The organism is Streptomyces sp. ME02-8801-2C, assembly GCF_033793965.1.
GTDB lineage: Bacteria > Actinomycetota > Actinomycetes > Streptomycetales > Streptomycetaceae > Streptomyces.
This window is the reverse complement of sequence record NZ_JARAXP010000003.1, coordinates 678,790-703,745: the sequence shown is the minus strand read 5'-3', so window position 1 is coordinate 703,745 and position 24,956 is coordinate 678,790. Positions and strand designations below refer to the sequence as shown.

The following is a 24,956-nucleotide window of genomic DNA, read 5'->3' as shown; positions in this document are numbered from 1 at the left end:
CCGGGCGCCCGCACGTAGACGTGTACGGGGCCGGGCCACCAGCGGTTTCACATCTCTGCGAGTGCGCCGAGGTGACTTCTCCTCGTAGCGCCGGGTGAGATCAGAACAGGCCGTTGCCGTGCGGCAGTTCGGCCGGGACGGGTGCGATGACGTCCCAGTGCTCGACGATCCTGCCGTCCGAGACACGGAAGAGGTCGTAGTACGCGACGGTCACGCCGAACTCGCCCTCGGACTGCGTCAGGACGAACTCGCCCTCGGCGATGACCCTGTGGACCTTCTTGTAGACGAGGTTCTTGCCCTGCTCGGCCCACTTGGCCGCGGCCGCCCCGAAACCGTCGAGTCCGTCGGCGGCCTCGGTGTTGTGCTGGTGGTATGTCTCGGTGGAGATGTAGTCGGTGAGCACCGAGTAGTCGGCGCCGACAAGGACCTTCTCGGCGAACGCGACCACCAGGGCGCGGTTGGCTTCAGTCTTGTCGGTCTCGGTGACGGCGGCGGGCCCGTCGGTCTGGGAGCGGCCGGAGACGGTGTCCTTGACCAGCGGGGTCAGGGCGTCCCAGTGCTCGGCCAGCTTCCCGTCGGCGTCGACCCGGAAGATGTCGAAACCGACGAGAGGGTCCGGACCGAAGCCGTGGTAGGTGCCGTGCAGGGCGACGAGGTCACCGTCGGCGACGACCCGGGCACCGTCGTAGCTGAAGTCCCCGCCCAGGCTTCCGACGAGCCCGCGGAGGGCCTCGGGGCCGTCGGCGGCGAGCGCGCTGTGCTGCTTGTAGTCCGCGGCCACCCAGCGGTCCACGGCGGCGGGATCCTTGTCGCCGAACAGTTCACCGGCGGCCTGAAGGACGATGTTCTTCGCGTTGCTCATGACTGTCTTCCTGGTGAAGGGGCTGTGTATTCAAAATATGCCGTCGATGCCTGCTTCATCGGGGTGAATGGCGCCCTTCTATAGTCAGAAAGCGACATCCTTGTTGATGACGTCCGCGAGGGGCATGGCCGGGCGGCCGGTGAGACGGGGAACGGCGTCGCTGACGCCGTCGAGTTCTCCGGAGGCGATGGCCGTGTACGTGGACACCCAGGCGTCCAGCTGCCACGGCGGAGCGCCGTAGGAGGCGCGGGAGGCGTAGGCCTCCTCGACCGTCTCCTGCTGGTAGGTGACGGTGCGTCCGAGCTGTTCGGACAGGATGACGGCCGCCTCGTCCAGAGTGAGGGACTCGGGCCCGGTCAGGTCGTAGGCGGTGCCCGCGTGGTCGGCCGGCCGGAGCAGCACCGCTGCGGCGGCGTCGGCGATGTCCTCCTGGCCGACGAACGCGGCGCGCCCCCGCCCGGCCGGGCCGCGGATGACGCCGTCCTCGCCGACGAGGTCGGGGACGAACTCCGCGTAGAAGTTGTCCCGGAGGAAGGTGTACGCCAGGCCGCTCGCGCGGATGTGCTGCTCGGTGTGGAAGTGGTCGCGCGCCAGGGTGAAGGTGGCGTCGGGTGCCGCGCCGTAGAACGAGACGTACACCAGGTGCCGGACACCCGCCTCGGCGACGGCGTCCACGAACGCCTTGTGCTGGGCGAGCCGGTCGGCGCTCTCGGAGGCGGAGACCATGAACACGGTGCGGGTGCCGACGAGAGCCTCCCGCACGGCGTCCCGGTCCGCGTACTCGGCTCGCACGGCCACCGCGCCGGGAAGCCGTGGAGCCCGTTCCGGACTGCGGGCCAGGAGTCTCTGCGGGACACCCCGCTCGGCCAGCCGCCGGGCGACGCGTCCGCCGAGCCGGCCGGTGGAGCCGGTGACGGCGATCGTGGGGGCGGGTGTCTCGGATGCCTCGGGCATGGCGTTGTTTCTCTTCCTGTGGTGACGAGGGTGCGCTGCCGCCGCGTGTCAGGGACGGAGCCCGTGGAGCAGTTCGTCCGCTCCGAGGGGGACGGACCGAGCCCGTGGTCCGAGATCGGCGGGGACCTCGGGATGGCCGGGGTTGATCCGGACGAGCCGGCCCCGGGGGGTGTGGCGTACCAGGTTCTCCATGGGCCGACGGATCACGCCGGGGGTATTGAAACCGGCCCCGATCTCCAGCACGAGCAGGGCGCTGTCCGTGGGCGCGTCGTCGAGCCACTGGCCCAGCCGGTGCCCCGCGGGGAGGTAGGAGTCGTCGACGAACTCCGGACCGACCCGGATGTTGGGGAAGACGTCGGCCCCGCAGCGCGGACAGCGGGGCAGGGCCTGCGGGTCGGCAACCCGGCCGGAGTCGCGGTCGTAGGCGGCGAGGATCGCGTCGAGGAACGGTCTGCTGGGCCAGGTCTCCCGCGAGCACGGGACCGTGCACTGGAGGCGCCCGTAGTCTCCCTGCGGGGTGAAGACCCGGTCCGCCTCGAAGCCGTTGCGGGCGAAGAGGGCGTCGACGTTGGACGTCATCACCCAGTGGTCGCGGTCGCCGACCAGTTTTCTGAGCGACCGGTAGAGGGGATTGGGCTCGGGGCTGTAGCGGATGTCGTCGATGTGGACGGCCCAGTAGCCCCACATCATGTCCGTCGGCAGGGGTGCTCCGAGCAGGTAGCGCGAACGCAGACCGAGCCCGTACAGCGCCGGGAGCAGTTCCCGGAAGCGGTCGGTGTCGCCGTAGTCGTAGCCGGCGGCGGCGCTCAGGCCCGCGCCGGCCGCGATCAGGACGCGGTCGGCCTCTTCCAGCCAGGTACGGACGGTCTCGTAGGCCGACGCGGCCGGCGTGGCGGTGTTGTTCGCCGCCGGGGCGGGAACGTCGTCCACGGTGCTCACGGCGCACGGGTCCTTTCCGGTTGATTTCCTGTTTCCGCCAGGGACGCGTTCCGCTTCCACGGCGGCACGACCAACCTACGGAGAGCACAGGGAGAAAGCCGGATAAACTTCTGACCGATGATGGCCAAAAACCGACACGGATCGCCGCGCGAGATCCCGGAGATCCCGTTCGCCGCACCCGCGGGTACGCCCGCCGGGGTCGAGGTCATGTCACTGGCCGAGCTACGACGGCGCGTCCCCGCCGAGGCCCTGACCCGGCCGCAGCGCCCCGACTTCCATCACCTGCTCACGCTCACCGGGGGCGACCTCCGGCACGTCGTCGACTTCAACGGCTACGCCCTGCGGCCGGGATCGTGGCTGTGGGTGCGCCCGGGGCAGGTGCATCAGTGGGGCGACATCACCCAGGCCGAGGGCACGCTCATCCTCTTCCGGCAGGACGTGCTGGACCCGGCCACGGCGACGGCCGCCCGTGTCGACGACCCGCACGCACCCGTCGTCACCACCCCCGTCACCGCCGACGCCGAGGCGGTGACCATGGCCGCGGAGCACCTGAACCGTGAGTTCCAGGCGCTCGGCCGGCTGCCGCTCGACGTGCACATCGCGGCGCTGCGCCACCTTCTGGCCGTCCTCCTGCTGCGCCTTGCCCACCTCACCGTCCCGGTCGGCGGCCCCGCGCCGGACCCCGACGAGACCTATCTGCGGTTCCGTGACGCGGTCGAACGGCACTTCACGGCGACCCGCCGGGTGGAGGACTACGCGCAGCTGCTCGGCTATTCGGGACGCACCCTCGCCCGGGCGACCCTGGCCAACGCCGGGCTCAGCGCGAAGGAGTTCATCGACCGCCGGGTCGTGCTGGAGGCGAAGCGTCTGCTGGCGCACGGCGACGAGACCGCGGCACAGATCTCGGACCACCTCGGTTTCGTCACGGCCTCCCAGTTCAGCAAGTACTTCATGCAGCGGACGGACCAGACCCCGATCGACTTCCGCAGAAGGATCCGGGGACAGGCGACGGGCGAGCCGCATCCGGACCATCGGAGCGAGGGTCCGGACACGGCACCACCGCGATGAGGCAGCCGTCAGATTCGTGAGAACCGTCAGGCCTTCACACCGCCGAAGGGCGCCTGATTCCGCAGGTCAGGCCGTTGTCGGTGTCGTTGGCTACCGCCACGGCGTCGTTGTCGTCGACGAACGTCTCGGTGACGCAGACCGGCGCGAAGACCTGGTCCGGCCCGGGCAGGGCTCCGGGACGGTCGCGGCTGCTTCCGCGCACAGCCACGGGCGGCGCGGATGACACAGGCCCGGCCTGGAGACGACCTCCCGTCGCGCGTCCAACTCCCCTACGCGCGAAGGCGATTGCCCTGACGACGCGATGGGCCGACGTGATGGCGCTCAACTGCCGTACAACGCCGGGCGAGGGCGCCTGCCGCGCACTCCGGGCGCGGTCCCTCAGGGCTCCTCGAGCAGATGCCGAGCCGTGGCGATGTCGGTGATCAGCGCCGTGATCCAGCGGCCGCGTACCGCCGCGCGTACGGCCGTGTACTTGCGCTCACCGCCCGCGACGGCGATGCGGCGCGGGACCGTGCGCAGTTGGTCGACGGAGATGCCGATGGTCCGCTCGCCCAGTCCCGCGTCGACATGGACGCCGTTCTCGTCGAAGAAGCGCTGGCAGATGTCGCCCACCGCGCCCAGGGCACGCAGCCGGGCGATCTCCTCCTCGGCGACCGCGTTGCCGCTGAGCTGGAGCAGGGGGGAGGGTTCGAGGCTTCCGATGCCCACCAGGACGGCGCTGAGTTGCTGCCACGCCTGGCTCACCTCCACAACCGCCGGGTCCCGCAGCAGGGAGAGGCGGGCCTCCGCGGAGCCGACGAGTCCCGGTGCGCGCACGAACAGCGGGGTGGCGCCGGTGAGTTCGGCGAGGCGGGCGGTCAGACGGGTCGCCTGCACCTGACTCCGGGGGTCGCCGATACCGCCCATCAGCTGGACGACCTGGGAGGCGCCGGGGGCCTTGGCGGGCTGCATGGTCTCGACTGCGGCCAGCAGTGTCTCGCTCCAGGTCGAGACCCCGATCAGGTCGCCGGAGCGGAAGGCGGTCTCCAGATGGGTCGCGGCCGCCGATCCGAGCCCGCGCAGCAGCGTACGCGCGTGTTCCGGCTGGTCCTCGTCGTCGAGGACCACGACGTCGGTCAGGTGGTAGCGCTGGGCGAGGGCGTCCTCCACGTCGCTGTGGATGCCGGGCGGCGAGACGACGACGGTCCGGACCACGCCCTGGTCCGCCGCGGAGCGGAGCAGCCGGGAGACGCCGGCCTGGGACAGGCCCAGAGCGTCGGCGATGTCGGCCTGGCGCATGCCGCGCTCGTGGTACATGCGGGCCACGCGCACGATCAGTCGCATTTTGTCGACGGACTCGCCGCTGGTGAGGTCAGAACGCTGGGACACACCCCGCACCCTACTGATCTCCGGCCGCCGGGGCGGAGCCGTCATGTCGATATCGCCGGGCCCGGCGGCGCGGTGGACGTCGTCCTCGCCCGTGACACCGCTTCGTGCCAGGCAGCCAGACGGTGGGCGCGCCGCCCGGGCGACCACTCGGGGCGGTAGACGTCCGCCGCAGCCGTCGTAGCGGTCAGGCTCTCCTTGGTGGACAGTCCGAGGGAGCACCCCGCGAGGTGTGCCGCTCCCAGGGCGGACATGGCACGGGCGCGGGGGCGGCGCAGGGTGCGCCCGGAGATGTCCGCCTGCAGTTGCATGAGCGTCGTGTTGTCGGTGGGGCCACCGTCCGCGAGCAGGGTGGCGACCGGGGTGCCCGGAGCGTCGAGCCCGGCGACGACGTCCTCGACCTGGAAGGCGATCGATTCGAGGGCGGCCCGGGCGAGCTCAGGCAGACCGGCCGCGAAGGTGAGCCCGGAGACGAGCCCGGCGGCCCCGTTGTCCCACCAGGGCGCGCCGAGCCCGCCGAAGGCCGGGACCAGGTGCACGCCTGCGGCATCAGGCGCCGCCCTCGCGGCGAGGTCGCCCTCGTCGGTGCCGAACAGTCCGGCGAGCCAGCGCAGCGTGGCGCCGGAGGAGCGGATGTTTCCCTCAAGGGCGTAGGAGGGAGTGCCGTCGTCCCAGGCGATGGTCAGGCAGAGTGGTGAGTGTTCCGCCTGTGCCGGGGTGTCGATCAGGCCCATGACGGACGAGCCCGTGCCGTACGTCACCTTCACGCTGCCGGGTGCGAAGACGCCGTGGCCGAAGAGGGCGGCATGGGAGTCGCCCAGGACGGCGCCGACCGGGGTGCCGTCCGGCACCGCCGACAGCCCTCGTACGGCGGGGAACGGGCCCGTCGAGGCCACGATCCGGGGCAGTACCTCACGGGGTACGCCGAAGACGTCCAGGAGCCCTTCGTCCCAGTGCCGGGTGCGTACGTCGAGGAGCTGGGTGCGGGAGGCGTTGCCGATCTCGATGATGTGGCTGGTGCGCCCGCTCAGCTGCCACAGCAGCCAGGAGTCGACGGTGCCCAGGCACAGCTCGCCGCGCCGGGACCGGGCGCGGTCCGGGTCGTACGTGTCGAGGAGCCACTGCGCCTTCAGGGCGCTGAACATCGGGTCCAGGGGCAGGCCGGTCGTCGTACGGACCAGCGGGCCCAGTCCGTCGGCGAGCAGCTTGGCGCAGGCGGGTGCCGTACGGCGGTCCTGCCAGCCGAGGACCGGCCCGAGCGGCTGCCCGGTGGCCCGTTCCCAGAGCAGGCACGACTCCCGCTGGCTGGACACTCCGATGCCGGCCACCTGTGCGCCGTCCTGCCCGGCCAGGCACGCCTCGACGGCTCGTGTCACGCTGCGCCAGATCTCCTCCGCGGACTGCTCCACCCAGCCGGGGCGCGGATGTGCGGCGCCGATCGGCACCGACGCCGAGCCCACGACGGAGCCGGCGCCGTCGATCAGCAGGGCCTTGGTCGCGGAGGTCCCCTGGTCGACGGCGAGGAGGAGCGGGGCGGACGTCATGAGGCCGAGGATGGCAGACCGAGGGCTTCGCGCGCGGCACGGTGCATGGCGCCTGCGGTCAGTCCGAAGTGCTCCAGCAGTCCTTCGGGGCTGCCGGTCGGTGCGAAGCCGGACACGCCGAGCAGCCGCAGCGGGACGGGGGAGTGCTGGCCGGTGAGCGAGGCCACGGCCGCGCCGAGGCCGCCGCTGACGGTGGCCTCCTCGGCTGTGACGATGGCCCGGGTCTCGGCGGCGGCCCGCAGGATCGTGGTCTCGTCGAGGGGGTCGACGAAGGGGGTGTTGAGCACCCGGGCCGAGATGCCCTCGGCGGTCAGCCGGTCGGCGGCGATCAGCGCGCGCGGGACCATCGTGCCGATGGCCACGAGGGTGACGTCGCTTCCCTCTCGCAGGGTCAGCGCGCGCCCCGGTGCGAAGGGGGCGCCGGACGGGGTCACATCGGGCACCTTGAAGCGGGGCACCCGGAGATAGCTGGGCCCGTCGTGGGCGTGGGCCCAACGGACGGCGGCGCGGGTCTGGGCGCGGTCGGTGGGCACGACCACGGTGAGGTCGGCGACCGCGCGGAGCCAGGACAGGTCCTCCACCGAGTGGTGCGTGGGACCGAGTTCCCCGTACGCCATGCCGGGGCTCTGGCCGCACAGGATCACCTTGTGCCCGCTGTAGGCGCAGTCGGCCTTGATCTGCTCCAGCGCGCGGCCGGTCAGGAAGGGGCCGGCGGCGGAGACGAACGGTACGTAGCCGGCGTTGGCGAGGCCCGCCCCGACGCCCACCATGTTCTGCTCCGCGATGCCGACGTTGATCAGGCGGTCGGGGAACTCGTCGCGGAATCCGGCGAGGTTGCTGGAGCCCACCGAGTCGTTGCACACGACGACCACACGCCTGTCCTCGCGGGCGAGCGCGATGAGCTCCTCGGCGAAGGCCTGCCGGCAGTCGTAGGCGGGCGCATCGGCGAGAGGGTGGTCGGCCGTCTCGGCAGTCGGGTCGGTCATCTGGCTGGCCGTCCTCGCCGGGGAAGTGGTCTCGGTCATCGGGTCAGCTCCTCGACGGCGGCGCGTACCTGGTCCTGGTCGGGCACCTTGTGGTGCCATTCGGCGCGGTCCTCGATGAAGGAGACGCCCTTGCCCTTGACGGTGTGGGCGATGACGGCGACGGGCCGTCCGCTGGTCGAGGGGGCGAAGGCAGCGAGCAGGGCCGCGTGGTCGTGGCCGTCCGTCTCGCGCACCTCCCAGCGGAAGGCGGCCCACTTCTCCGCCAGCGGGTCGAGGCCGACGGTCTCCTCCGTCCGGGCTCCCTGCTGGAGCCGGTTGCGGTCGACGACGGCGTACAGCCCCGCCAGCTCCTGGTGTCCGGCGGTCATCGCCGCCTCCCAGTTGCTGCCCTCCTGCAGTTCCCCGTCACCGAGGACGACCACGGTCCGGCTGTCGTCCCCCCGCAGCAGGGCGCCGAGAGCGCAGCCGACCGCGACGGGAAGGCCGTGGCCGAGCGGGCCGGTGTTGGTCTCGACACCGGGCACCTTGCGGCGGTTGGGGTGCCCGTTCAGCGCGGACGCGGCGGTGGCGAAGCCGGCGAGTTCCGAGCGCGGGAAGTATCCGCAGTGGGCGAGCGTGGCGTAGAGGGCCGCGGCGGAGTGGCCCTTGCTCAGGATGAACCGGTCGCGTCCGGGTGCGTCGGGACGCTCCGGATCGACGTCGACGACAGCTCCGAAGAGCGTGGCGAGGATGTCGGTGACGGAGAAGTCGCCGCCGATGTGTCCCATCCCCGCCTTGTCGATCATGTCGAGAACCATGAGGCGGATCTCGGCGGACATGGCACGCAGTCGCTCGACGGTCTCGTGAGGGCGCTCGAAGGTGAGGGAGCGCCGTAGTCGGCGGTACTCCGCGGCCGCACCTGGATCAGCGGTCAACATCTGTGAATATCCATTCGGTGATTGATATCTATTACACCCGGATGGTGGAGGGTGCCTGCCGTGACCGTCAACCCCCTGTTGGAAGCCTTGACAGTCGGTCGAGTGCCGACCTAGCGTCCGGTCAGCTGAAAGGAAATAGAGTGAATAAAAATTCAGGAGGTCGAACATGAAGCCCGAGACGGCTCCCGTCGGCCGCACGTTCACCGGCGGCATGTGGACCTTCGGCCGGATCATCGACCGCTACGCCACCGACGGCTACGGTCCGACCGTGCCGACCTTGCGGGCCATCGAACTGGCCGCCGCGTCGGGCCAGTTGGTCGGTCTGGACCTCAACTACCCCTTCGACGGGGACGTGACCGTCGACGACGTCGCCAAGACCCTCACCGCGCACGGTCTGTCGGCGGTCAACATCACGCCGGTGATCTACGACCGCGGCTTCCGCAGCGGCTCGTTCACCAGCGCCGACGCCTCCGCCCGCACACGTGCCGTCGAACTCGCCCACGAGTCGGTCGAGGTGGCCGCCCGGCTCGGAGCCCGCTACGTGAAGTTCTGGCCCGGTCAGGACGGTTACGACTACCCCTTCCAGGTCGACTACGCCGAACTGCGCCGTCACGCGATCGAGGGGATCCGGGACGTCGCCCGGAACTTCCCCGACGTCACCTTCGCCATCGAGTACAAGCTCAAGGAACCCCGCAACCGTCTTTTCTGGTCGACGGCCGCCACCAGCCTGCTAGCCATCGAGCAGATGGGCGTGGACAACGTCGGCCTGGTCGTGGACTTCGGCCACTCGCTCTTCGCCAAGGAGAATCCCGCCGAAGTCCTCACGCTCGCCCACTCCATGGGCCGTCTTGTCGACATCGAGCTGGATGACAACTACCGGGAGTGGGACGACGATCTGACCGCCGGAGCACTCCACCTCGTGGAGACCCTGGAGTTCCTGCACGTGGTCCGGCAGATCGGCTGGGACCAGCCGCTGAAACTGGACCTCTTCCCCTACCGCGAGGACCCGGCGGACGCCGTCCGCGAATCCGTCGCCACCCTGCGCGCGCTGGAGGACAAGGCGGCCCGTCTGCCGCTGCCCGAACTGCGTGCCGCACAGTCCGCGCACGACGCCATGGCCGTCCAGCGCATCGTCCGCACGGCCCTGCTCGGCTGACCCGGCCCGGCAGTCGACCGGTCGTCCCACCCTCGTCTCCTCCGTACACCTCCACGTTTTCAAGGAATCAGGAATGCCCTACGGCCCCGAATCCGTCCTCGGCGACGTCCTGCGCGACAAGCAGGCCGAAGCCGTGGTGCGCAAGTACGTGCCCCGCCTCGACGACGAGCTGACGACGGTCCAGTTCAGATACGGAACGCTGCGGCAGCTCTCGTTCTTCATCGAGCGGCTGCGGACCGACCCCGAAGCCCAGGCCGCTCTCTACGCCGAACTCGCCGCCGTCCCCGAGACGGTCGTCGAACCGACGTCCACGGCCGGCGAGGCCGACGTCGTCCCGTCTCCCGATTACGAGTCGGCCGAGGTCCCCGTCGGCAGCGCCCGGTGCGTGCGACAGGAAGCCGCGACGCGGTGGCAGCCGTTCGAACTGGAACTGCACGGGCCCGAGCACGGCAACCCCTTCACGGACGTCGAACTCAGGGCGGAGTTCCGCCTCGGAGACCGCACGCTGACCGCGCACGGCTTCTACGACGGCGCGGGCACCTACCGCATCCGGTTCCTGCCGGACGAGGAGGGAACCTGGACCTTCCGTACCGCGAGCAACGCCCGCTCCCTGGACTCGGTAGAGGGCACTTTCCCCTGCGGCCCGGCCCGTCCGCACGACCACGGTCCGGTACGGGTGCACGAACAATTCCACTTCCACCACGCCGACGGCACCCGTTACTTCCCGGTCGGGACCACCGCGTACGCCTGGACCCACCAGGGCGCCGAACTGGAGGAGCAGACCCTCCGGACCCTCGCCGACTCCCCCTTCAACAAGATCCGGATGTGCGTCTTCCCGAAGTCGTACCTCTTCAACAGCAACGAACCGCCCCTGTACCCCTTCGAGGGCTCACCCGAGTCCGGCTGGGACTTCCGCCGGCCGAACCCCGCCTACTTCCGGCACCTGGAGGAGCGGATCGTCCAGCTCGGCGAGCTGGACATCGAGGCCGACCTCATCCTCTTCCACGCGTACGACCGCTGGGGCTTCTCCGACATGAGCCCGGTCGCCGACGCGCGTTATGTGCGCTACCTGGTCTCCCGGCTCGCCGCGCTGCCCAACGTCTGGTGGTCGCTGGCCAACGAGTACGACCTGCTGTGGTCCAAGAACACCGAGGACTGGCACCGGATCGCGGCCGTGATCCGGGCGCACGACCCGCACGGACACCTGATCAGCGTGCACGACTGCATCGAGATCTGGGACAACGACGCCGAGTGGGTCACCCACTGCAGCATCCAGAAGCCCCCGGCGGGAACGGCGGACTGGCGTTCCCAGTGGGGGAAGCCGGTGGTGCTCGACGAACTGGGCTACGAGGGCGACATCGAACAGGGCTGGGGGAACCTCACCCCTCAGGAACTGGTCCGCCGCTGCTGGGAGGGCGTGGTCCGGGGTGGATACGTCACCCACGGGGAATGCTGGCTGGCCGACGACGACGTGCTGTGGTGGGCGAAGGGCGGCGCCCTCAAGGGCGAGAGCGCGGCACGCCTGGGGTTCCTGCGCGGCGTCCTCGAGGAACTCCCTGCCGACCTGCCCGGCATCCAACCGCTGCCGTCGCCCTTCGACTTCCCGTTCGGTGGCGTCGAGGGGCGCCGACTGCTCGCCTACTTCGGCACCGGGCAACCCCGCCGACGGACCTTCCTGCTTCGTCCCGGCGTCCGCTACCGGGCCGACGTCCTCGACACGTGGAACATGACGGTCAGCGAGCTTCCCGGTACGTACGAAGGGGAGTTCACGCTGCCGCTGCCCGGCCGGCCGTACATCGCGGTCCGGCTGCGGGCCGTGGAGGACTGAGCATCCAGAGCGGGCCCGTACACACATGTGTGGGGCGACCGGTATGACACCGCGTCGCCCCACACCCATGCTTCCCGCTGACGGCCGCTCGCCGGCGGCCGCCTCTCAGGCTCAGGCCAGCTGTCGGACCACTGCCTCGGCGACCGCCCTGGCACTGCCGGGGTTCTGACCGGTGATCAGTCGGGAGTCCTCCACGACATAGGTGTCGAACGGCTTTTCGGCCGTGCTGTAGGACGCCCCCAGTTCCTTCAGCCGGTCCTCAAGGCTGTAGGGGACGGCGTCCGCACGCTGGGCGAGTTCTTCCTCACGCCAGGAGAAACCGGTCACGTTCTTGCCCCTGACCAGAGGCTCTCCATTGCTCAGTGTGACGTCGAGCAGGCCGCACGGCCCGTGGCAGACGGCCGAGACGATACGGCCGGTCTCGTAGAACCGCGCGATGAGTGTTTCCAGGGCCGAGCTCTGGTGGAAGTCGAACATCACGCCGTGACCGCCGGTCAGATAGATGGCGTCGTAGTCGTCGACCTCGGCTTCGGACACGGAGATGGTCTGCTTCAGCTTGTTCATGAACGCGCGGTCGGTGTACCGCTTGTCGGTTCCGAGATCGCTGAGGACGTTGTGGGCGAGGCTCTCCGGGTCGAGCGGAACGGGGCCGCCTTCGATGCTCGCGATGGTGACCTCGAAGCCGGCCTCTTCGGCGACATCGTAGAAATGGGTCAGTTCGCCCAGCCAGAGGCCGGTGCGGTAGCCGACGGTCTCGTACTCGCCGATGCTGGTGACGATGGCCAGAACGCGCTTGGTGCCGGACATGAATCCTTCTGTGGGGGAGGGGGAGGGGGAGGGGCGGGACAGGGGGTGTGTGAGTCTAATCAGAAGGGGATAAGCGCGAGGTGTGATCTCAGGCCGGACGTCCATGTCCCGTGACGTCCTCGATCCGCCACTCTTCCCGCCACTCGATCACCGGCATGTCCCCGTCGAAACGCAGCGGAAGCCAGACATGGTCGGCCACCGACGTGTCGAACTCCTGCGGCGGGAGGGACACTTCCGCCCCGCCGCGCTCCTTATCGCCGAAGTACCGGTGGAACGCCTCGGTCTGGTCGGACTCCTCCTCCGACAGATGGGGCAGCCATCGGTCGGCGATCGCGATGTAGAGGTCCGGGTGCGCCGGATGCCTGAAGACGGAGCTGATCTGCGACCGGAACGACGTGCCGCTCGCATCCGAGGGATGCGGGTCCCCGACCACCGTGTACGGCCCGTGGTAGGTGTCCGCCACCGCGACCTCGGAGCGGTTCGGGAAGTAGCCCGACGTACCGGAGGTGATCAGGTAGTGCCTGCCGTCGCGCCGGAAGTACGCGGGCGCCTCGCGCACCATCGGTGGGTGCCGGTGGGGGAAGTGCGTCGAGTAGTAGCCGGTGACGTCGGTGTACTCCTCGGTGAGGTCGGCACACACCAGCTCGCTGTGCACGCGCTCGAAGTAGTAGTAGCCCTTGCCGTCCACGGGGTCGACGACCAGGTCGAAGTCGCCTGCGTCCATGCTGAGCGGCCGGATGCCGGTGCGGACGATCTCGTAGGGGCCGAGAAGCGAGTCGGCGGTGAGGACCGTGGAGCGCTGGCTGCCGTCCTTGCCCATGATCTTGAGCCAGCAGACGTACTTCCCGGTGCGCGGGTGGCGGACGATGTGCGGCCGGTCGACGAACTGCGACGGGTGCAGCGGCGACGACGGGTCGTCGAGGACCGGGGGGATGATCAGACCGCGGTCCTCCCAGTTGTAGAGGTCAGTCGACGAGTAGCAGCGGATGCCCCAGGTCCAGACGTCACTGCCCGGCTTGGAGTGTTCCTTGTTCTCGCCGTACCAGTAGTAGGTGCCGTACTCGAACAGAAGCGAACCGCCGTGTGCCTGGATGCGCTTGCCGTCGGTGTCGAGCCAGAGCCGGCCCGGGCGGATGGAGTCGTAGGTCTCAGGCACGTTCGGTCACCGTCTCGGAGAGGAAGGCCCGCTGGGCGCTGGTGAGTTCAAGCGGCTCGCCCACCAGGTCGAGGGAGCCCGTGAGCCGCTGGTCGTCGGAGTCGAAGCCGAGGAAGAAGTCGACCTGCGCGGGTCCGACCGCGAACACGCGGGCGGCGTTGGTGTGGCCCAACTGGGACGCGGTGACGCGGAAGGTGACCCGGTGGGAGTCGCCCGGCGCCGCCTCGATCCGCTGGAAGCCCGCCAGTTGCTGCGCGGGCCGGGTGACACCGCCCTTGCTGTTCACCCGGACATAGAGCTGCACGACGGTGGCACCCGTCACCGGGCCGGTGTTGGTGACCGTGGTGGTGATCCGGATCGTCCCGTCGGTGTCGGCCTGTGTGTCGTGCGACAGGTCGCCGAGAGTGAAGTCGGTGTAGCTCAGGCCGTGCGCGAAGGGGTAGAGCGGCGTGGCCTCCAGGTCGAGGTAGTGCCGGTCGACGCTCGGGGGCAGCGGGTTGCGGTAGCCGGAGCCGGCCTTCTGGTGGTGGTGGACCGGGACCTGACCGGAGTGCCGGGGGATGCTGTACGGCAGCTTGCCGCTGGGGTTCGTCGCGCCGAAGAGGACCTCGGCGATCGCCTTCGGCCCGAACGGGCCCGCGTAGGACGCCATGACGATCGCCGGAGCGTCGCGGATCACCTCGGGCAGCGCGTAGGCACGGCCCTGCACCAGGACCACCACCAGGGGCTTGCCGGTGGCGGCGACGGCCTCCGCGAGCCGCGTCTGCGCGGCCGGCAGCGAGATGTCCGCCGTGTCGCTGGCCTCCCCCTCGGTGCGCTCGCCGGTGAACCACAGACTCGCACCGCCCAGGGCGAGCACCACCACGTCCGCGTCCTGGGCGGCCTTCACCGCCCGTGCGACCGCGTCGTCCCCCAGCGACCGGGTCAGCGTGCTGCCCTGCTCGGTCCGCACCTGCCCGGCGAAGTCGGAGATCTCCTCCGCGATCGAGCGGGCGCCGAACCGGTCGTGGACCAGCTGTTCGGGGTCGGTGGGTGTCACGAGAGCCTTGTACCAGGGGTCGGTGACGTCGTCGGAGCCGAGCATGTTGCCGAGCTCCCCGCTCAGCACGGCGTCCGTCGCCTCCCGCCAAGCCGCGTAGGTGTAGGTGGCGAACTGGAGCTTCGCCGAGTCCGCGTGCGGACCGACCACGGCGACCTTCACCCCGCCGGACAGGGGGAGGATGCCGTCGTTCTTCGCGAGGACCACCGACCGCCGGGCCAGCTCCCGCGACAGTTCCGTGCCCTCGGCCGCGACGGCCGCCACGTCGATGCGCTCCGCCGGATACGGGTTCTCGAACAGCCCGAGCTCGAACTTGGCCCGCAGCACCCGCCACACGCTGGTGTCGACGTCGGCGATGTCCGCGTTGCCCCGCCTGACCTCCTCGGCGAGCACCTGGCCGTAGCCGTACGGCTTGGGCATCTCGACGTCGAGTCCGGCCGTGATGGCGAGGCAGGCGGCCTCCGCGGGGGTGTCCGCCACCCGCTGGCGCTCGACCAGCTGGTCCAGGGTCATGTAGTCCGACGACACGAAGCCGTCGAAGCCGAGGACCCCGCGCAGCAGGTCGGTGAGCACCTCCCGCGAGGCGCCCACGGGGATGCCGTCCACGTCTCCGTAGGAGTTCATCACCGACCGCAGACCGGCGAGCTGGATCGCGGCCTCGAAGGGGTACGCGAACAGGTCCCTGGTCTGCCGCGCGCCCCCTTCGTACGCCGAGGTGTTGACGCCGCCGACCGGCAGGGCGTAGCCGAGGAAGTGCTTGCCGGTGGCGAGGACGCCCTGGCTCAGGTCGTCGCCCTGCAGACCGCGGGTGAAGGCGACACTGAGGGCGGCGGCCAGGTAGGGGTCCTCGCCGTAGGTCTCGTGGACCCGGCCCCAGCGGGGGTCGAGCGCCACGTCCATCACGGGGGACAGCGCGTGCCGCATGCCCGTGCGGATCATCTGGCGGCGGATCAGCTCGGTCATCTCCTGGACCAGATCGGGGCTCCAGGCCGCCGCCAGGCCCGTACCGGTCGGGAAGGACATGTGTCCGCCGGCGAGGAACCCGCTGAGCGCCTCCTGGTGGAACAGGAGGGGAATCCCGAGCCGGGTCCGCTCGACGGCCTGCCGCTGCATGCTCCCGACCAACTGCGCGAGCTTCGCGGGGTCGTCGGTGATGAGCTGCGCGACATGCCCCGGCGGGTTCCGCAGCCACTGTTCGGCCTCGTCGGAGTCCGAACCGTCGGCGCGGACCAGGGTCCACGGCATGACGGAGACGAGTTGGTGGCACTTCTCCTCGACCGTCAGCTCCCGCAGCAGCAGGGTGGCGCGTTCGCCGGCGGGCAGGCGCACGTCGCGGTGATCGTTGCTGGACATGTGCGTGTTCTTCCTGTGGTGCGGATCGGTGTCAGGCGGGGCGCAGGCCGAGGATCGAGTCCAGCCGCTGTTCCAGTGCCCTGGTCGCGGAGTTGACCTCGTGCGGCGCGAGGGCCTTCGGGAGCACGGCCACCGGCGAGTCGAAGTACGGAGCGAGACGGGAGGCGACGTCCGGCTCGCCGCCCGGGACGACACCGGTGTCGACGGCCGACGCCACGACCTGGGACCACATGCCCGCGTCGTCGAGCAGGTCGCGGACCGTGGCCACGGCGCCGGACCCTGTGTCACCGACCACAGGATCGGGCGCGTCCCAACGGTGGTCACCGTGTTCGACGGTCAGGGGCCCGTCGGCGCCGGGCAGATGCACGTGCGCGGTGGCCCCGACCGGGACGCGGACGGTAAGACGGAACGTTCCCGCGGCCCTCTCCCAGGCGACATGGGCCTCGCCGTACGGAGTGATGTGACGCGCCGACGCGGACGTCAGGTCGGCGGAGGGGCGCGGCTGGACGAGGATCTCGCGGTAACCGGGCGCGGCGGGCGCCAGTCCGGCGACCGTGCGGTGGAGCCAGTCCGCGACGGCGCCGAGCGCGTAGTGGTTGAACGACGTCATCCCACCGGTGTTGACACTGCCGTCGGGCATCATGCTGTCCCAGCGCTCCCAGACCGTCGTGGCACCCATCGTCACCGGATACAGCCACGAAGGGCACTGGGTCTGCAACAGCAGGCGGTAGGCGACGTCGACGTGTCCCGTGGCCACGAGCGCGTCGGTCACCAGCGGCGTTCCCACGAAGCCGGTGCTGATCCGGAACGCGTTCGCCCGCACCAGGTCCGCCAGCCGCCGCCCGGCGTGCTCGCGTTGCTCGGCGCCGGGCAGCAGCGCCCACTGGACGGCGAGGGCGTACACCGTCGGGGCGTCGGAGAGGATCCGGCCGGTCCGGGTGACATACGCGTGGGCGAACGCCGTACGCACCTCGGCCGCCAGGGCGGCGTACCGGTCGGCCTCGGCCGTGCGGCCGAGCACGCGCGCGGCCTCGGCCACGACCTCCGCCGAGCGGGCCAGGTGTGCGGTGGCCACGACGTCCGGGTCCGCCTTGGCGCGGGCGGCGTCCTCCGCGGGAGCCGTCGGGTCCAGCCAGTCGCCGAACTGGAAGCCGCCCGACCAGAGGCGGTCGGGGCCGGCCAGACCTGCCACATGGTCGACCCAGGCGCGCATGCTGGGCAGTTGACGCTCCAGGAGCCCCCGGTCGCCGGTACGCAGATACAGCGTCCAGGGGACCAGTGCGGCGGCGTCGCCCCAGGCCGTCGCGGCGGGCGACGGGGTCCGGATCACATCGGGCACCACGTACGGCACCGACCCGTCGGGCTGTTGCTCGGCGACCAGGTCCGCGAGCCATGAGCTGAGGAATCCCGCGCTGTCGAACAGGAACATGGCCGTGGGTGCGAACACCTGGATGTCCCCGGTCCAGCCGAGCCGTTCGTCGCGCTGCGGGCAGTCCGTGGGGATGTCGACGAAGTTTCCGCGCATGCTCCACACCACGTTCTCGTGGAAGCGGTCCAACAGGGCGTGGGAGGAGCTGAACCAGCCCGCGCGGCGCAGATCGGAGCCGATCACCACGGCGTCCACGTCCTCCGCGCGCAGACCGGGTACGCCCGACACCTCCGCGTACCGGAAGCCGTGGAAGGTGAGGGAGGGCTCCAGAGTCTCCTCGCTGGCGCCGGTGACGAGGTAGCTGTCGGTCGCCTCGGCCGAGCGCAGGGGGAGGGTGGCGAGTTCACCGTTCTCCAGGACCTCCGCGTGCCGGACCACGACCTCGGTGCCGGAGGCCAGACCGCGCACGCGCAACCGCACCCAACCCACCGCGTTCTGGCCGAAGTCGACCAGGGTGCGGCCACTGGGTGACGTCCACACCTTCTCCGCGGGCAGGAGGCAGCCGACCCGGACGGGCGGCCCCTCCGGGGCGACGAGGCGTCCGAGGTCGCCCGGCACCACCTCCACGGCGCTCGCGGTCGTGTACCAGCGTGCTTCGCGCCGGCGCAGGTCGGTGCGCTGGCCGTCGTAGAGGTCGTCGGCGAGCACCTCGCTCTCCCGCGCGGTCCAGGTGCCGTCGGTGGCGAGTACGTGCACCTGGCCGTCGGTCGTGGTGACCTCGAGCTGCGCCAGCAGGGCGAGCCGGTCGCCGTACAGGGCGCGTTCGGCGTTGAAGCCCAGGCGCCCGCGGTACCAGCCGTTGCCCAGCAGCACGTTCAGCTCGTTGTCACCCTCGCGCACCAGGTCCGTGACGTCGTACGTCTGGTAGCGCAGCCGGTGTTCGTACGCGGTCCAGCCGGGTGCGAGGACCTGGTCGCCGACGCGGTGACCGTTGAGGGTGGCGGTGTACAGGCCGTGCGCGGTGGCGTAGAGGCGGGCCTTGCGCACCTCGCCCGGCACGTGCAGGGCCCCGTGGAGCACCGGTGCCGGCATGCGCAGGCCGCCGATGTCCACCGGGCTGACGAAGGACGCGGACCAGTCGGCGGCGTCGAGCAGTCCGGCCTCCACGACCGAACGCTCGCTCCACTCGCTCCAGTGGGAGTCGTGGGCCACGCGTACGCGGACCGAGGCGAACTCACGGGATCTCAGCGGTGCGGCGGGCCAGGGCACCAGCACCTGGTCGGCGCTGTCGACCCGGTGGTGCTCGGTGTTTCCGCCGCGCGAGATCTCCACCTCGTAGGCGGTCTGGCGGTAACCCGCGTCGGCGTGCGGGATCGTCCAGGAAAGTCGGGGTGAGCCCGTGCCGATGCCCCGCAGCGGAGAGGGGTCGGTGAGGTGCTCGAAGTGGGGTGCGTGGGGAGCGGCTGCCACGGCCATGCAAGTCTCCAGACTTTTCAGGCAGTCGGTGACCGGGCCTGGAGCAGGCTTCGCGGCCTTGCCCAGGAACGCCCGCGCGCGGTGCTGAGCGCTGTGTGGCGGGCCGGTGTCGTATAACGTTCTACGCGTGCAGCGTAGGGAGCGCTGCTCGGGCGTGTCAAGGACGAGGGAGGACGTCGATCGATGGGGCAGTCGGCAAAGGCGGCGCTTGTAGCATGGCGCGCATCCACACCAGCTCTGCTGACGGGGGTCAAGAAGGGTGGGCTCGGACGGTGGAGCGCGATCGTCGTGCGGCCGTCAGAACGCGGATGGTGCCGCAGCCGTGTCGCGTGCCACCACGCGAGGTGCGACGACGTAGTGCACGGACTTGCCGCGTCCCTCGATGCGTTCGAGGAGGAGCTGTGCGCTGACGGAGCCGGTGAGCTCGCCGGACTGGTCGACCGTCGTCAGTGAGACGCGGCTTATGCGGGCGGCGAAGATGTCGTCGTAGCCGACGACCGTCAGGTCGGCGGGGACACTGAGGCCCTTGTCCGCCGCGGCCCGCAGCACTCCGAGGGCCGCTGTGTCGGCGCCGGCGAAGATCGCGGTCGGCGGTTGCCGTCGCGCAAGGAGTTCGGTCGCTGCCTCGTGGCCACCGACTTCCGAGTACGAGGTCATGACGACGTCCGGCTCGAGACCGTGGCGCCGCATGGCCTTCTCATAGCCGTGCCGGCGGGCGGTGTGCGAGAGCACATAGGGCTCCTGGAACGGGCCGTCGGGCATCGCCGTGTGCGCGATGCGGCGGTGGCCGAGTCTCACCAGGTGGTCCACCATGAACGCGGCGCCGAGACGGTCGTCGTTGGTCACGGTGTCCATGTTCTCGGGGGCGCCGTGCAGGGCCACCGCGACCGTCGGGATGCGGCCGGCGAGCTGTTCCAGCCAGTCCACCTCCACCCAGGGGGCGATCAGGATGAGCCCGTCGACCTGGCGGTCCACCAGCGCTTCCACACAGTGGCGCTGCCGCGTCGGCTCGGTTCCGCCGATCGCGATGATCTCTTGGAAGGGGCCTTCACCCAGCGCCGAACTGATCGACTGGGCGACCTCGGTCTGGAACGGTGAGGACAGGTCGGTCAGGACGACACCGACGGTGAAGGACTTGCCTCGCATGGCCCGCGCCCCGGCGTGCGGCCGGTAGTCGAGGCGAGTGATCGCCGCGGTGACCTTCTCGCGCATCTCCGCACTGACGCCGTACGCGTCGCGCAAAACCTTGGAGACGGCCGAGATCGAGACCCCGGCTTCCCGCGCCACGTCCTTGATCGTGGCGCGGGCGAGCGCCTGCTTGCGTCCCGGCTGCGCGTCGGTCATGCGGGGCATCCTATTTCAGCCCGCGCCGTACGGGAACGCGACGTCACAGGACCGCGATGCGTACCCGCAGCGGAGCCGTTCGGGCGAGGAGACGTGGCGCGGTCCGGCTGGTAGAACGTTCGCCAACACTCGCTTAGGATGCGTCCCATGAGCACTGCGAGGGGCGGGGGCTCCGTCACACAGGCCCAGGCACCGGCCCGCACTCGGCGAGTGACGATGCAGGATGTGGCGCGCGAGGCGGGTGTCTCCGTGTCCGCGGTCTCCAAGGTGGTGCGCGACGCCTACGGCGTGAGCGCGGAGATGCGGGAGCGTGTCAACTCGGCGATCGGGCGGCTGGGTTATCGTCCGCATGCCGGGGCGCGGGCGATGCGTGGCAGCACGTTCACGGTGGGCATGGTGCTTCCGGACCTTTCCTCGCCGTTCCCCACGGAAGTCGCCCATGGCGTGAGCCGGGAACTGGGTGACACGCCCTTCCAGGAGATCATCGCGCTGGGCGGCGTCGAGCCCGAGACACAGCGCAGGGCCATAGAGGCGCTGGTGGACCGCCATGTCGACGGTCTGGTCCTGGTCGCGCCCTGGCTCGAGCTGGCATGGATCGAGGAACTGGCCGTCCGCATCCCGGTCGTGGCCGTCGCCCTGCACGGAGCCCCGGGGAACTTCGACACCGTGATCAACGACGACCGGTTGGGCGTGGCCCTGCTCGTCGACCATCTGGCCGCGCTCGGCCATCGGCGGATCGCCCACACCGCCATGCCCGACGGCCCGTTCCGTGAGCCGTTCATGCTCTCCCACACGGCGCGTCGGCGCAGTTACGAGACGGAGATGCGCCGACGCGACCTGGAACCCGAGGTCGTCGTCACGTCGTACAGCGAGGAAGGCGGACATCAGGCCGCCCAGGAGCTGTTCGCCCGCGTCGAACCGCCGACCGCGATCCTGGCCGGTGCCGACGTCGCCGCGCTGGGCGTCCTGCGCGCGGCCGAGGAGCGAGGCCTGTCCGTCCCCGGTGACGTGTCGATCGTCGGCTACGACAACATCATGCCCAGTCGGATCGGGCGGATCTCCTTGACCACGGTGGACCAGTCGGGGCCGCTGACCGGATCGGTGAGCGCCCGACTGCTGCTCGAGCGCATCCAGGGCCGCAAGAGGCCCGTGCACTACGTCATCGCGCCACGGCTCGAGTCCCGCTCCACGGTGGCGGCCCCGCAGGCTGTGGAGCCCTGAGCAGGCGCCAGGGAGCCTTCGGTAAACCGTCCCGGGAGTATCACCGCCTTCGTTGACACGGGTGTGGGGGTCTTCCTAGCGTGAACGTGAAACGTTGCACATCCTGTGCCTACATCCTTGAGGAAGCCGTGACCCGCGCGCCGCACAGCCCTCGCGACCAAAGCCTCCCGCACTGGACCGCCCAGTGGATCGCCAGGCCCGTACCAGCGCCTCGACGGTGCTCGTCCCGTGGAACCTCGGGAGTACGGCGACCCTCGCCTCCTGAGCCGTCAGTTCCCCGCACTGCGCGCGTACGCCGACCACGCCCTTGCGATCGCCGAGGGTGCCGGATGGCTGTGGCCCCTGCACAGCTGGACCGACTGGCTGGCCCCCGGCCATGCCTTCGCCCCCGAGGGGGCGGCGCCGACCGGGACCATGATGGTCAAGCACCTCGCCGACCGGATGGCTCTGAACAGCGCCGAACTCGGGGAGGAACCCGCCCGGTCGACGTACGAGGCCGCCTCGCGCGCCCTCGCCCGGGCCTATCACGCGGCCTACTTCGACACCGGGAGCGGCTGTTACGCGGTGCCCGGTGTGGGATACCGGCAGACCCTGAACATCCTGCCGCTCGCCTTCGGCGCCGTGCCGGCCGAGCACGTCACGACGGTGTTCCGGTCTCTCGCCGAGGACCTGGAGCAGCGCACGGACGGGCACCTCGACTGCGGGGCCATCGGCGTGAAGTAACTACCGCAGGTGCTCAGCGCACACGGCCGGGACGACCTCGCCGTCACTGTCCTGACGCGCTCTGGCCGGCCCGGCTGGGACGTGTGGCGACAGGCGGGCAGCGACACCCTGTGGGAGGCGTGGGACCTCGATGCCCGCTCCCGCAACCACTTCTTCCTCGGATCCGTGTCCGCCTGGATCCAGCAGCGTGTGGGAGGCCTGACCGCCACCGCCGCCGGGTGGCAAACGTTCGACGTGAGCCCGCTGCGCGACGACCGCGTCACCCGGGCCGACACCACGCATCGCACTCCGCACGGCGAAGTCCGCCCCGCCTGGCGGCGGGCGGGGGAGCGGTGGGCAGTCCATGTCACCGTGCCCGCCGGGACGCTCGCCACCGTACGGCTGCCGGGGCACGAGCCGGTCGAACTCGGTGCGGGCAGCCATGAGGTGATCCGGTAGTCGGTCCGAGAAGAATTCGAGGCTCGTGTACGCAGTGTGCACGAGCCCCCACGCCGTTCGAGCGCCTGGGATCGTTCCTGCGTCGCCGCGGTCGACCCGGCCTCGGACAGCCGACCGTGCCCGGCCACCGGCGCATCGTCCAACCGCCGCCGAGTGCGCCGCCCCGTCCGTACCGCCAACGGCCATGACACCCCGTACGGGCCGACGGCCGTGTCCTGGAGACGCGAGGACGGACGGTTCCGGCTCCATGTGGAGGTTCCCGTCGGGGCCGGTGCCGGGCCAGGCGTCGGCCGGCGATCGTCGCGGTGGCCGTGGTCACCGGGGTCACGCCGCAGGGCGAGGCAGAGGCCGCGGGCAAGGTCAGGCCGTATCTCGACGCCCGGCCTCGTCCATCCATCGCCCAGGCACTGGCTCCGCCGGAGAGCTTCGGCTCCCTGCCGAGCTGGAAGCCCGGATCGCCGCCGACCTCGGCGACTGGGGCTCAATTGACGGATCTCCGCGGCGTGACGGCGTCCGGCACGTACTCACGCGGCACGCCGAGCGCACGCACCGGACGTCGCTCGTTCTCCCCCGCAGATCCATCAGGAGAGCCCCAGGGCCGTTTTGGAGACCCCGGCAAGGCGCCTTTTCCCCGCATACCGCCCCGCGTCCGCGCACCATGAAACCCGAGGTGCGCGCCGGTTCGGAGCGCACCAGGGGTGCGCGTCCTCGTTCCCGAAACGTGACTTCTCGCCCTGCGCAGTCTATTGACGCTCGAGTTTGCCAGAGTTACGGTCCCGTTCGTAAAACGTTGCACACGCTGTGCGGTGTCTACTTCCTCCACAGCTACCCTTCTCGCATCACTTTGCCCTAAGGGGTCATCAATGAGACGCACACTTCCTCTCGTGACCAAGACCGTTGCTCCGCTGGCCGCGGCGGCCCTCCTGCTCACCGCCTGCACGGGTCAGTCCAGCAGCAGCGGCGGCGGCGATGCGGGCTCCGGCGGAACCGGCAAGGACAAGCTGGTCCTCGGCCTGACCGCCGACATGACCGGCTGGGACCCGTCCACCGCGCCCGACTACCAGGCGTGGGGGTACGAGGCGGCCTACGACACCCTGACGGAGTGCAACAAGGACGGGAGCCTCGCACCGGCCGCCGCGACGAGCTGGGAGATCAGCGCCGACAAGAAGTCCTTCACCGCCCACCTGCGGTCGGGCATGAAGTTCTCCGACGGCACCCCGGTCACCGCCGAAACGGTGAAGGAATCCTTCACGCCGCTGGCCAAGACGGCCTCGGACCGCTACGGCGGCATCAAGTTCGACATCCCCGACCCGCGGACCGTCACCATCACCTGGCCCGACCCCCAGCCCCTGATGAGCACCCGGATCTGCACCATCGAGCTGGTCTCGGCGAAGTACCTCGCCTCCAAGAGCAGGAACACCGCCCCGGTCGGCTCGGGCCCGTACACCTACGACGCCAAGGCGTCCACCGCCGGCTCGGTCTACGTTCTCCGGAAGAACCCGGACTTCTACGACGCCAAGAAGTACCCGTACAAGACCCTTGAACTGCGCGTCCTGAGCAGCGCCACCGCCGCCCTGAGCGCGCTGAAGACTGGGCAGATCGACGGCACGGTCGTCACGGCCGACACGTACAACGAGGCCAAGAAGACGCCGAACGTCAACGTGCTGGCGCTCGAGTCGGGCGTCACCGCGATGATGCTCACCGACCACGAGGGCAAGAAGATCCCGGCCCTCAAGGACATCCGCGTGCGCAAGGCCATGAACATGGTCTTCGACCGTGGACTCATCGCCTCGAAGCTCTACAAGGGCCTGGCGTCGCCGACCTACCAGTTCTTCAACAAGCAGGGCGCGGCCTATGTGAAGGGCAGTGACCCGTACCCGTACAACGTTGCCGAAGCCAAGAAGCTGATGAAGGAGGCCGGCCAGGAGAAGGGGTTCACCCTCACCCTGCCCACCATGGAGGGCCAGGCGTGGACGGTGCTGCTGCCGTACGTCACCCAGCAGCTCGCCGAACTGAACATCAAGGTGGAGACCAAGACCCTCACCGGCGCCGACGCCATCACCAACCTGCTCAGCGGTGACTACCCGGCCCCGATGTGGACGGTCGGCGCCAACGCCGACTCCATCCAGGACATCTCCATCGGCGTCATCCCGGCCGGCTACTGGAACGTCTCCCACCAGCCCGACGCCACGGTCGAGAAGTACTGGAAGACCATCGTCAACGGCAGCGACAGTGAGTCGAAGGCTGCTCAGCAGGCCATCGGCAAGTACGTCCTGGACAACGCGTGGTACGTCCCGCTGGTCAACCCGCAGGTCTTCTACGCGTACTCCGACAGCGTCAAGATCCCCGAGTCCACCGACCCGAACGACGCGCACCCGATCCTGCGCGACTTCAAGTGATCGACACCCCGT

General features: G+C 70.2%; 20 protein-coding genes and 1 pseudogene. 8 read left to right on the top strand and 13 right to left on the bottom strand.

All coding sequences use genetic code 11. The features are described from left to right. Positions 1-100: 100 nt before the first annotated feature. From PV396_RS12130 to PV396_RS12120, 3 genes are all read right to left on the bottom strand, one after another. Positions 101-862 (bottom strand): nuclear transport factor 2 family protein, encoded by a 762-nt coding sequence (locus PV396_RS12130; protein WP_319203527.1) that lies wholly within the window; start codon positions 860-862, stop codon positions 101-103. A gap of 84 nt (positions 863-946) precedes the next feature. Beyond that, positions 947-1,816, bottom strand: a complete 870-nt coding sequence (locus PV396_RS12125; RefSeq protein ID WP_319203525.1) for an SDR family oxidoreductase — start codon at positions 1,814-1,816, stop codon at positions 947-949. 48 nt (positions 1,817-1,864) lie between these two features. Further along, positions 1,865-2,755, bottom strand: coding sequence for an NAD-dependent protein deacetylase of SIR2 family (locus PV396_RS12120; protein WP_319203523.1), 891 nt, complete (start codon positions 2,753-2,755; stop codon positions 1,865-1,867). Between the two features lie 117 nt (positions 2,756-2,872). On the opposite strand from PV396_RS12120, the gene PV396_RS12115 reads away from it, so the two are divergent. Continuing rightward, on the top strand, positions 2,873-3,823 hold the full coding sequence (locus tag PV396_RS12115) for an AraC family transcriptional regulator (protein WP_319203521.1): 951 nt from the start codon (positions 2,873-2,875) through the stop codon (positions 3,821-3,823). A gap of 34 nt (positions 3,824-3,857) precedes the next feature. Here PV396_RS12115 and PV396_RS12110 read toward each other — a convergent pair whose 3' ends face one another. The 5 genes from PV396_RS12110 to PV396_RS12090 all read right to left on the bottom strand — a co-directional run bounded on the left by PV396_RS12110 (position 3,858) and on the right by PV396_RS12090 (position 8,635). Beyond that, the gene (locus tag PV396_RS12110) at positions 3,858-4,031 is read right to left on the bottom strand and encodes a hypothetical protein (protein WP_319203519.1); all 174 of its coding nucleotides are present in this window, start codon (positions 4,029-4,031) and stop codon (positions 3,858-3,860) included. 170 nt (positions 4,032-4,201) lie between these two features. Next, positions 4,202-5,191, bottom strand: coding sequence for a sugar-binding transcriptional regulator (locus PV396_RS12105; RefSeq protein WP_319203517.1), 990 nt, complete (start codon positions 5,189-5,191; stop codon positions 4,202-4,204). A 41-nt stretch (positions 5,192-5,232) separates the two neighbouring features. Continuing rightward, positions 5,233-6,732, bottom strand: coding sequence for an FGGY family carbohydrate kinase (locus tag PV396_RS12100; RefSeq protein ID WP_319203515.1), 1,500 nt, complete (start codon positions 6,730-6,732; stop codon positions 5,233-5,235). Next, complete coding sequence (locus PV396_RS12095) at positions 6,729-7,757, bottom strand: transketolase family protein (protein WP_319203513.1); 1,029 nt, start codon at positions 7,755-7,757, stop codon at positions 6,729-6,731. The genes PV396_RS12100 and PV396_RS12095 overlap by 4 nt, the downstream gene beginning before the upstream one ends. Continuing rightward, a complete protein-coding gene (locus PV396_RS12090) occupies positions 7,754-8,635 on the bottom strand; it encodes a transketolase (protein WP_319203511.1) in 882 nt (293 codons plus the stop codon). Before PV396_RS12090 ends, PV396_RS12095 begins: the two co-directional genes overlap by 4 nt. 166 nt (positions 8,636-8,801) lie before the next feature. Here PV396_RS12090 and PV396_RS12085 point away from each other — a divergent pair, with 166 nt between their 5' ends. Together PV396_RS12085 and PV396_RS12080 are read left to right on the top strand one after the other, a co-directional pair. Further along, positions 8,802-9,791 (top strand): sugar phosphate isomerase/epimerase family protein, encoded by a 990-nt coding sequence (locus tag PV396_RS12085; RefSeq protein WP_319203509.1) that lies wholly within the window; start codon positions 8,802-8,804, stop codon positions 9,789-9,791. Between the two features lie 73 nt (positions 9,792-9,864). Continuing rightward, complete coding sequence (locus PV396_RS12080; protein WP_319203507.1) at positions 9,865-11,619, top strand: DUF5605 domain-containing protein; 1,755 nt, start codon at positions 9,865-9,867, stop codon at positions 11,617-11,619. 111 nt (positions 11,620-11,730) lie between these two features. Here PV396_RS12080 and PV396_RS12075 read toward each other — a convergent pair whose 3' ends face one another. The 5 genes from PV396_RS12075 to PV396_RS12055 all read right to left on the bottom strand — a co-directional run bounded on the left by PV396_RS12075 (position 11,731) and on the right by PV396_RS12055 (position 20,163). Further along, positions 11,731-12,426, bottom strand: a complete 696-nt coding sequence (locus PV396_RS12075; protein ID WP_319203505.1) for a type 1 glutamine amidotransferase domain-containing protein — start codon at positions 12,424-12,426, stop codon at positions 11,731-11,733. A gap of 88 nt (positions 12,427-12,514) precedes the next feature. Then, positions 12,515-13,582, bottom strand: a complete 1,068-nt coding sequence (locus PV396_RS12070) for a family 43 glycosylhydrolase (protein ID WP_319203502.1) — start codon at positions 13,580-13,582, stop codon at positions 12,515-12,517. Continuing rightward, complete coding sequence (locus PV396_RS12065; protein WP_319203500.1) at positions 13,575-15,974, bottom strand: glycoside hydrolase family 3 N-terminal domain-containing protein; 2,400 nt, start codon at positions 15,972-15,974, stop codon at positions 13,575-13,577. The genes PV396_RS12070 and PV396_RS12065 overlap by 8 nt, the downstream gene beginning before the upstream one ends. Positions 15,975-16,005: 31 nt before the next feature. Continuing rightward, positions 16,006-18,819, bottom strand: coding sequence for a glycoside hydrolase family 78 protein (locus PV396_RS12060; protein WP_319203498.1), 2,814 nt, complete (start codon positions 18,817-18,819; stop codon positions 16,006-16,008). 297 nt (positions 18,820-19,116) lie between these two features. After that, positions 19,117-20,163, bottom strand: a complete 1,047-nt coding sequence (locus PV396_RS12055; RefSeq protein ID WP_319203496.1) for a LacI family DNA-binding transcriptional regulator — start codon at positions 20,161-20,163, stop codon at positions 19,117-19,119. Positions 20,164-20,310: 147 nt separating this feature from the next. Between PV396_RS12055 and PV396_RS12050 the strand changes: the two genes are divergently transcribed. From PV396_RS12050 to PV396_RS12035, 5 genes and pseudogenes are all read left to right on the top strand, one after another. Beyond that, positions 20,311-21,384, top strand: coding sequence for a LacI family DNA-binding transcriptional regulator (locus tag PV396_RS12050; RefSeq protein ID WP_319203494.1), 1,074 nt, complete (start codon positions 20,311-20,313; stop codon positions 21,382-21,384). Positions 21,385-21,612: 228 nt separating this feature from the next. After that, positions 21,613-22,287 (top strand): annotated as a pseudogene (locus PV396_RS12045) (hypothetical protein); the annotation flags it as partial. After that, entirely contained in the window at positions 22,273-22,545 is a 273-nt protein-coding gene (locus PV396_RS12040) for an alpha-L-rhamnosidase C-terminal domain-containing protein (RefSeq protein ID WP_319204082.1), read from the top strand. The pseudogene PV396_RS12045 and the gene PV396_RS12040, both read left to right, overlap by 15 nt. 36 nt (positions 22,546-22,581) lie before the next feature. Continuing rightward, positions 22,582-23,034, top strand: coding sequence for an alpha-L-rhamnosidase C-terminal domain-containing protein (locus PV396_RS45085; protein ID WP_416071381.1), 453 nt, complete (start codon positions 22,582-22,584; stop codon positions 23,032-23,034). 395 nt (positions 23,035-23,429) lie between these two features. Next, a complete protein-coding gene (locus PV396_RS12035; RefSeq protein ID WP_319203492.1) occupies positions 23,430-24,944 on the top strand; it encodes an ABC transporter substrate-binding protein in 1,515 nt (504 codons plus the stop codon). Positions 24,945-24,956 lie beyond the last annotated feature (12 nt).

Bases quoted from the DNA above. Each gene is read 5' to 3' on its own strand.
- PV396_RS12095 (WP_319203513.1), bottom strand. From the start codon at position 7,757: ATGACCGAGACCACTTCCCCGGCGAGGACGGCCAGCCAGATGACCGAC.
- PV396_RS12125 (WP_319203525.1), bottom strand. From the start codon at position 1,816: ATGCCCGAGGCATCCGAGACACCCGCCCCCACGATCGCCGTCACCGGC.
- PV396_RS12080 (WP_319203507.1), top strand. From the start codon at position 9,865: ATGCCCTACGGCCCCGAATCCGTCCTCGGCGACGTCCTGCGCGACAAG.
- PV396_RS12065 (WP_319203500.1), bottom strand. From the start codon at position 15,974: ATGTCCAGCAACGATCACCGCGACGTGCGCCTGCCCGCCGGCGAACGC.
- PV396_RS12115 (WP_319203521.1), top strand. From the start codon at position 2,873: ATGATGGCCAAAAACCGACACGGATCGCCGCGCGAGATCCCGGAGATC.
- PV396_RS12060 (WP_319203498.1), bottom strand. From the start codon at position 18,819: ATGGCCGTGGCAGCCGCTCCCCACGCACCCCACTTCGAGCACCTCACC.
- PV396_RS12055 (WP_319203496.1), bottom strand. From the start codon at position 20,163: ATGACCGACGCGCAGCCGGGACGCAAGCAGGCGCTCGCCCGCGCCACG.
- PV396_RS12100 (WP_319203515.1), bottom strand. From the start codon at position 6,732: ATGACGTCCGCCCCGCTCCTCCTCGCCGTCGACCAGGGGACCTCCGCG.
- PV396_RS12075 (WP_319203505.1), bottom strand. From the start codon at position 12,426: ATGTCCGGCACCAAGCGCGTTCTGGCCATCGTCACCAGCATCGGCGAG.
- PV396_RS12090 (WP_319203511.1), bottom strand. From the start codon at position 8,635: ATGTTGACCGCTGATCCAGGTGCGGCCGCGGAGTACCGCCGACTACGG.
- PV396_RS12085 (WP_319203509.1), top strand. From the start codon at position 8,802: ATGAAGCCCGAGACGGCTCCCGTCGGCCGCACGTTCACCGGCGGCATG.
- PV396_RS12050 (WP_319203494.1), top strand. From the start codon at position 20,311: ATGAGCACTGCGAGGGGCGGGGGCTCCGTCACACAGGCCCAGGCACCG.
- PV396_RS12130 (WP_319203527.1), bottom strand. From the start codon at position 862: ATGAGCAACGCGAAGAACATCGTCCTTCAGGCCGCCGGTGAACTGTTC.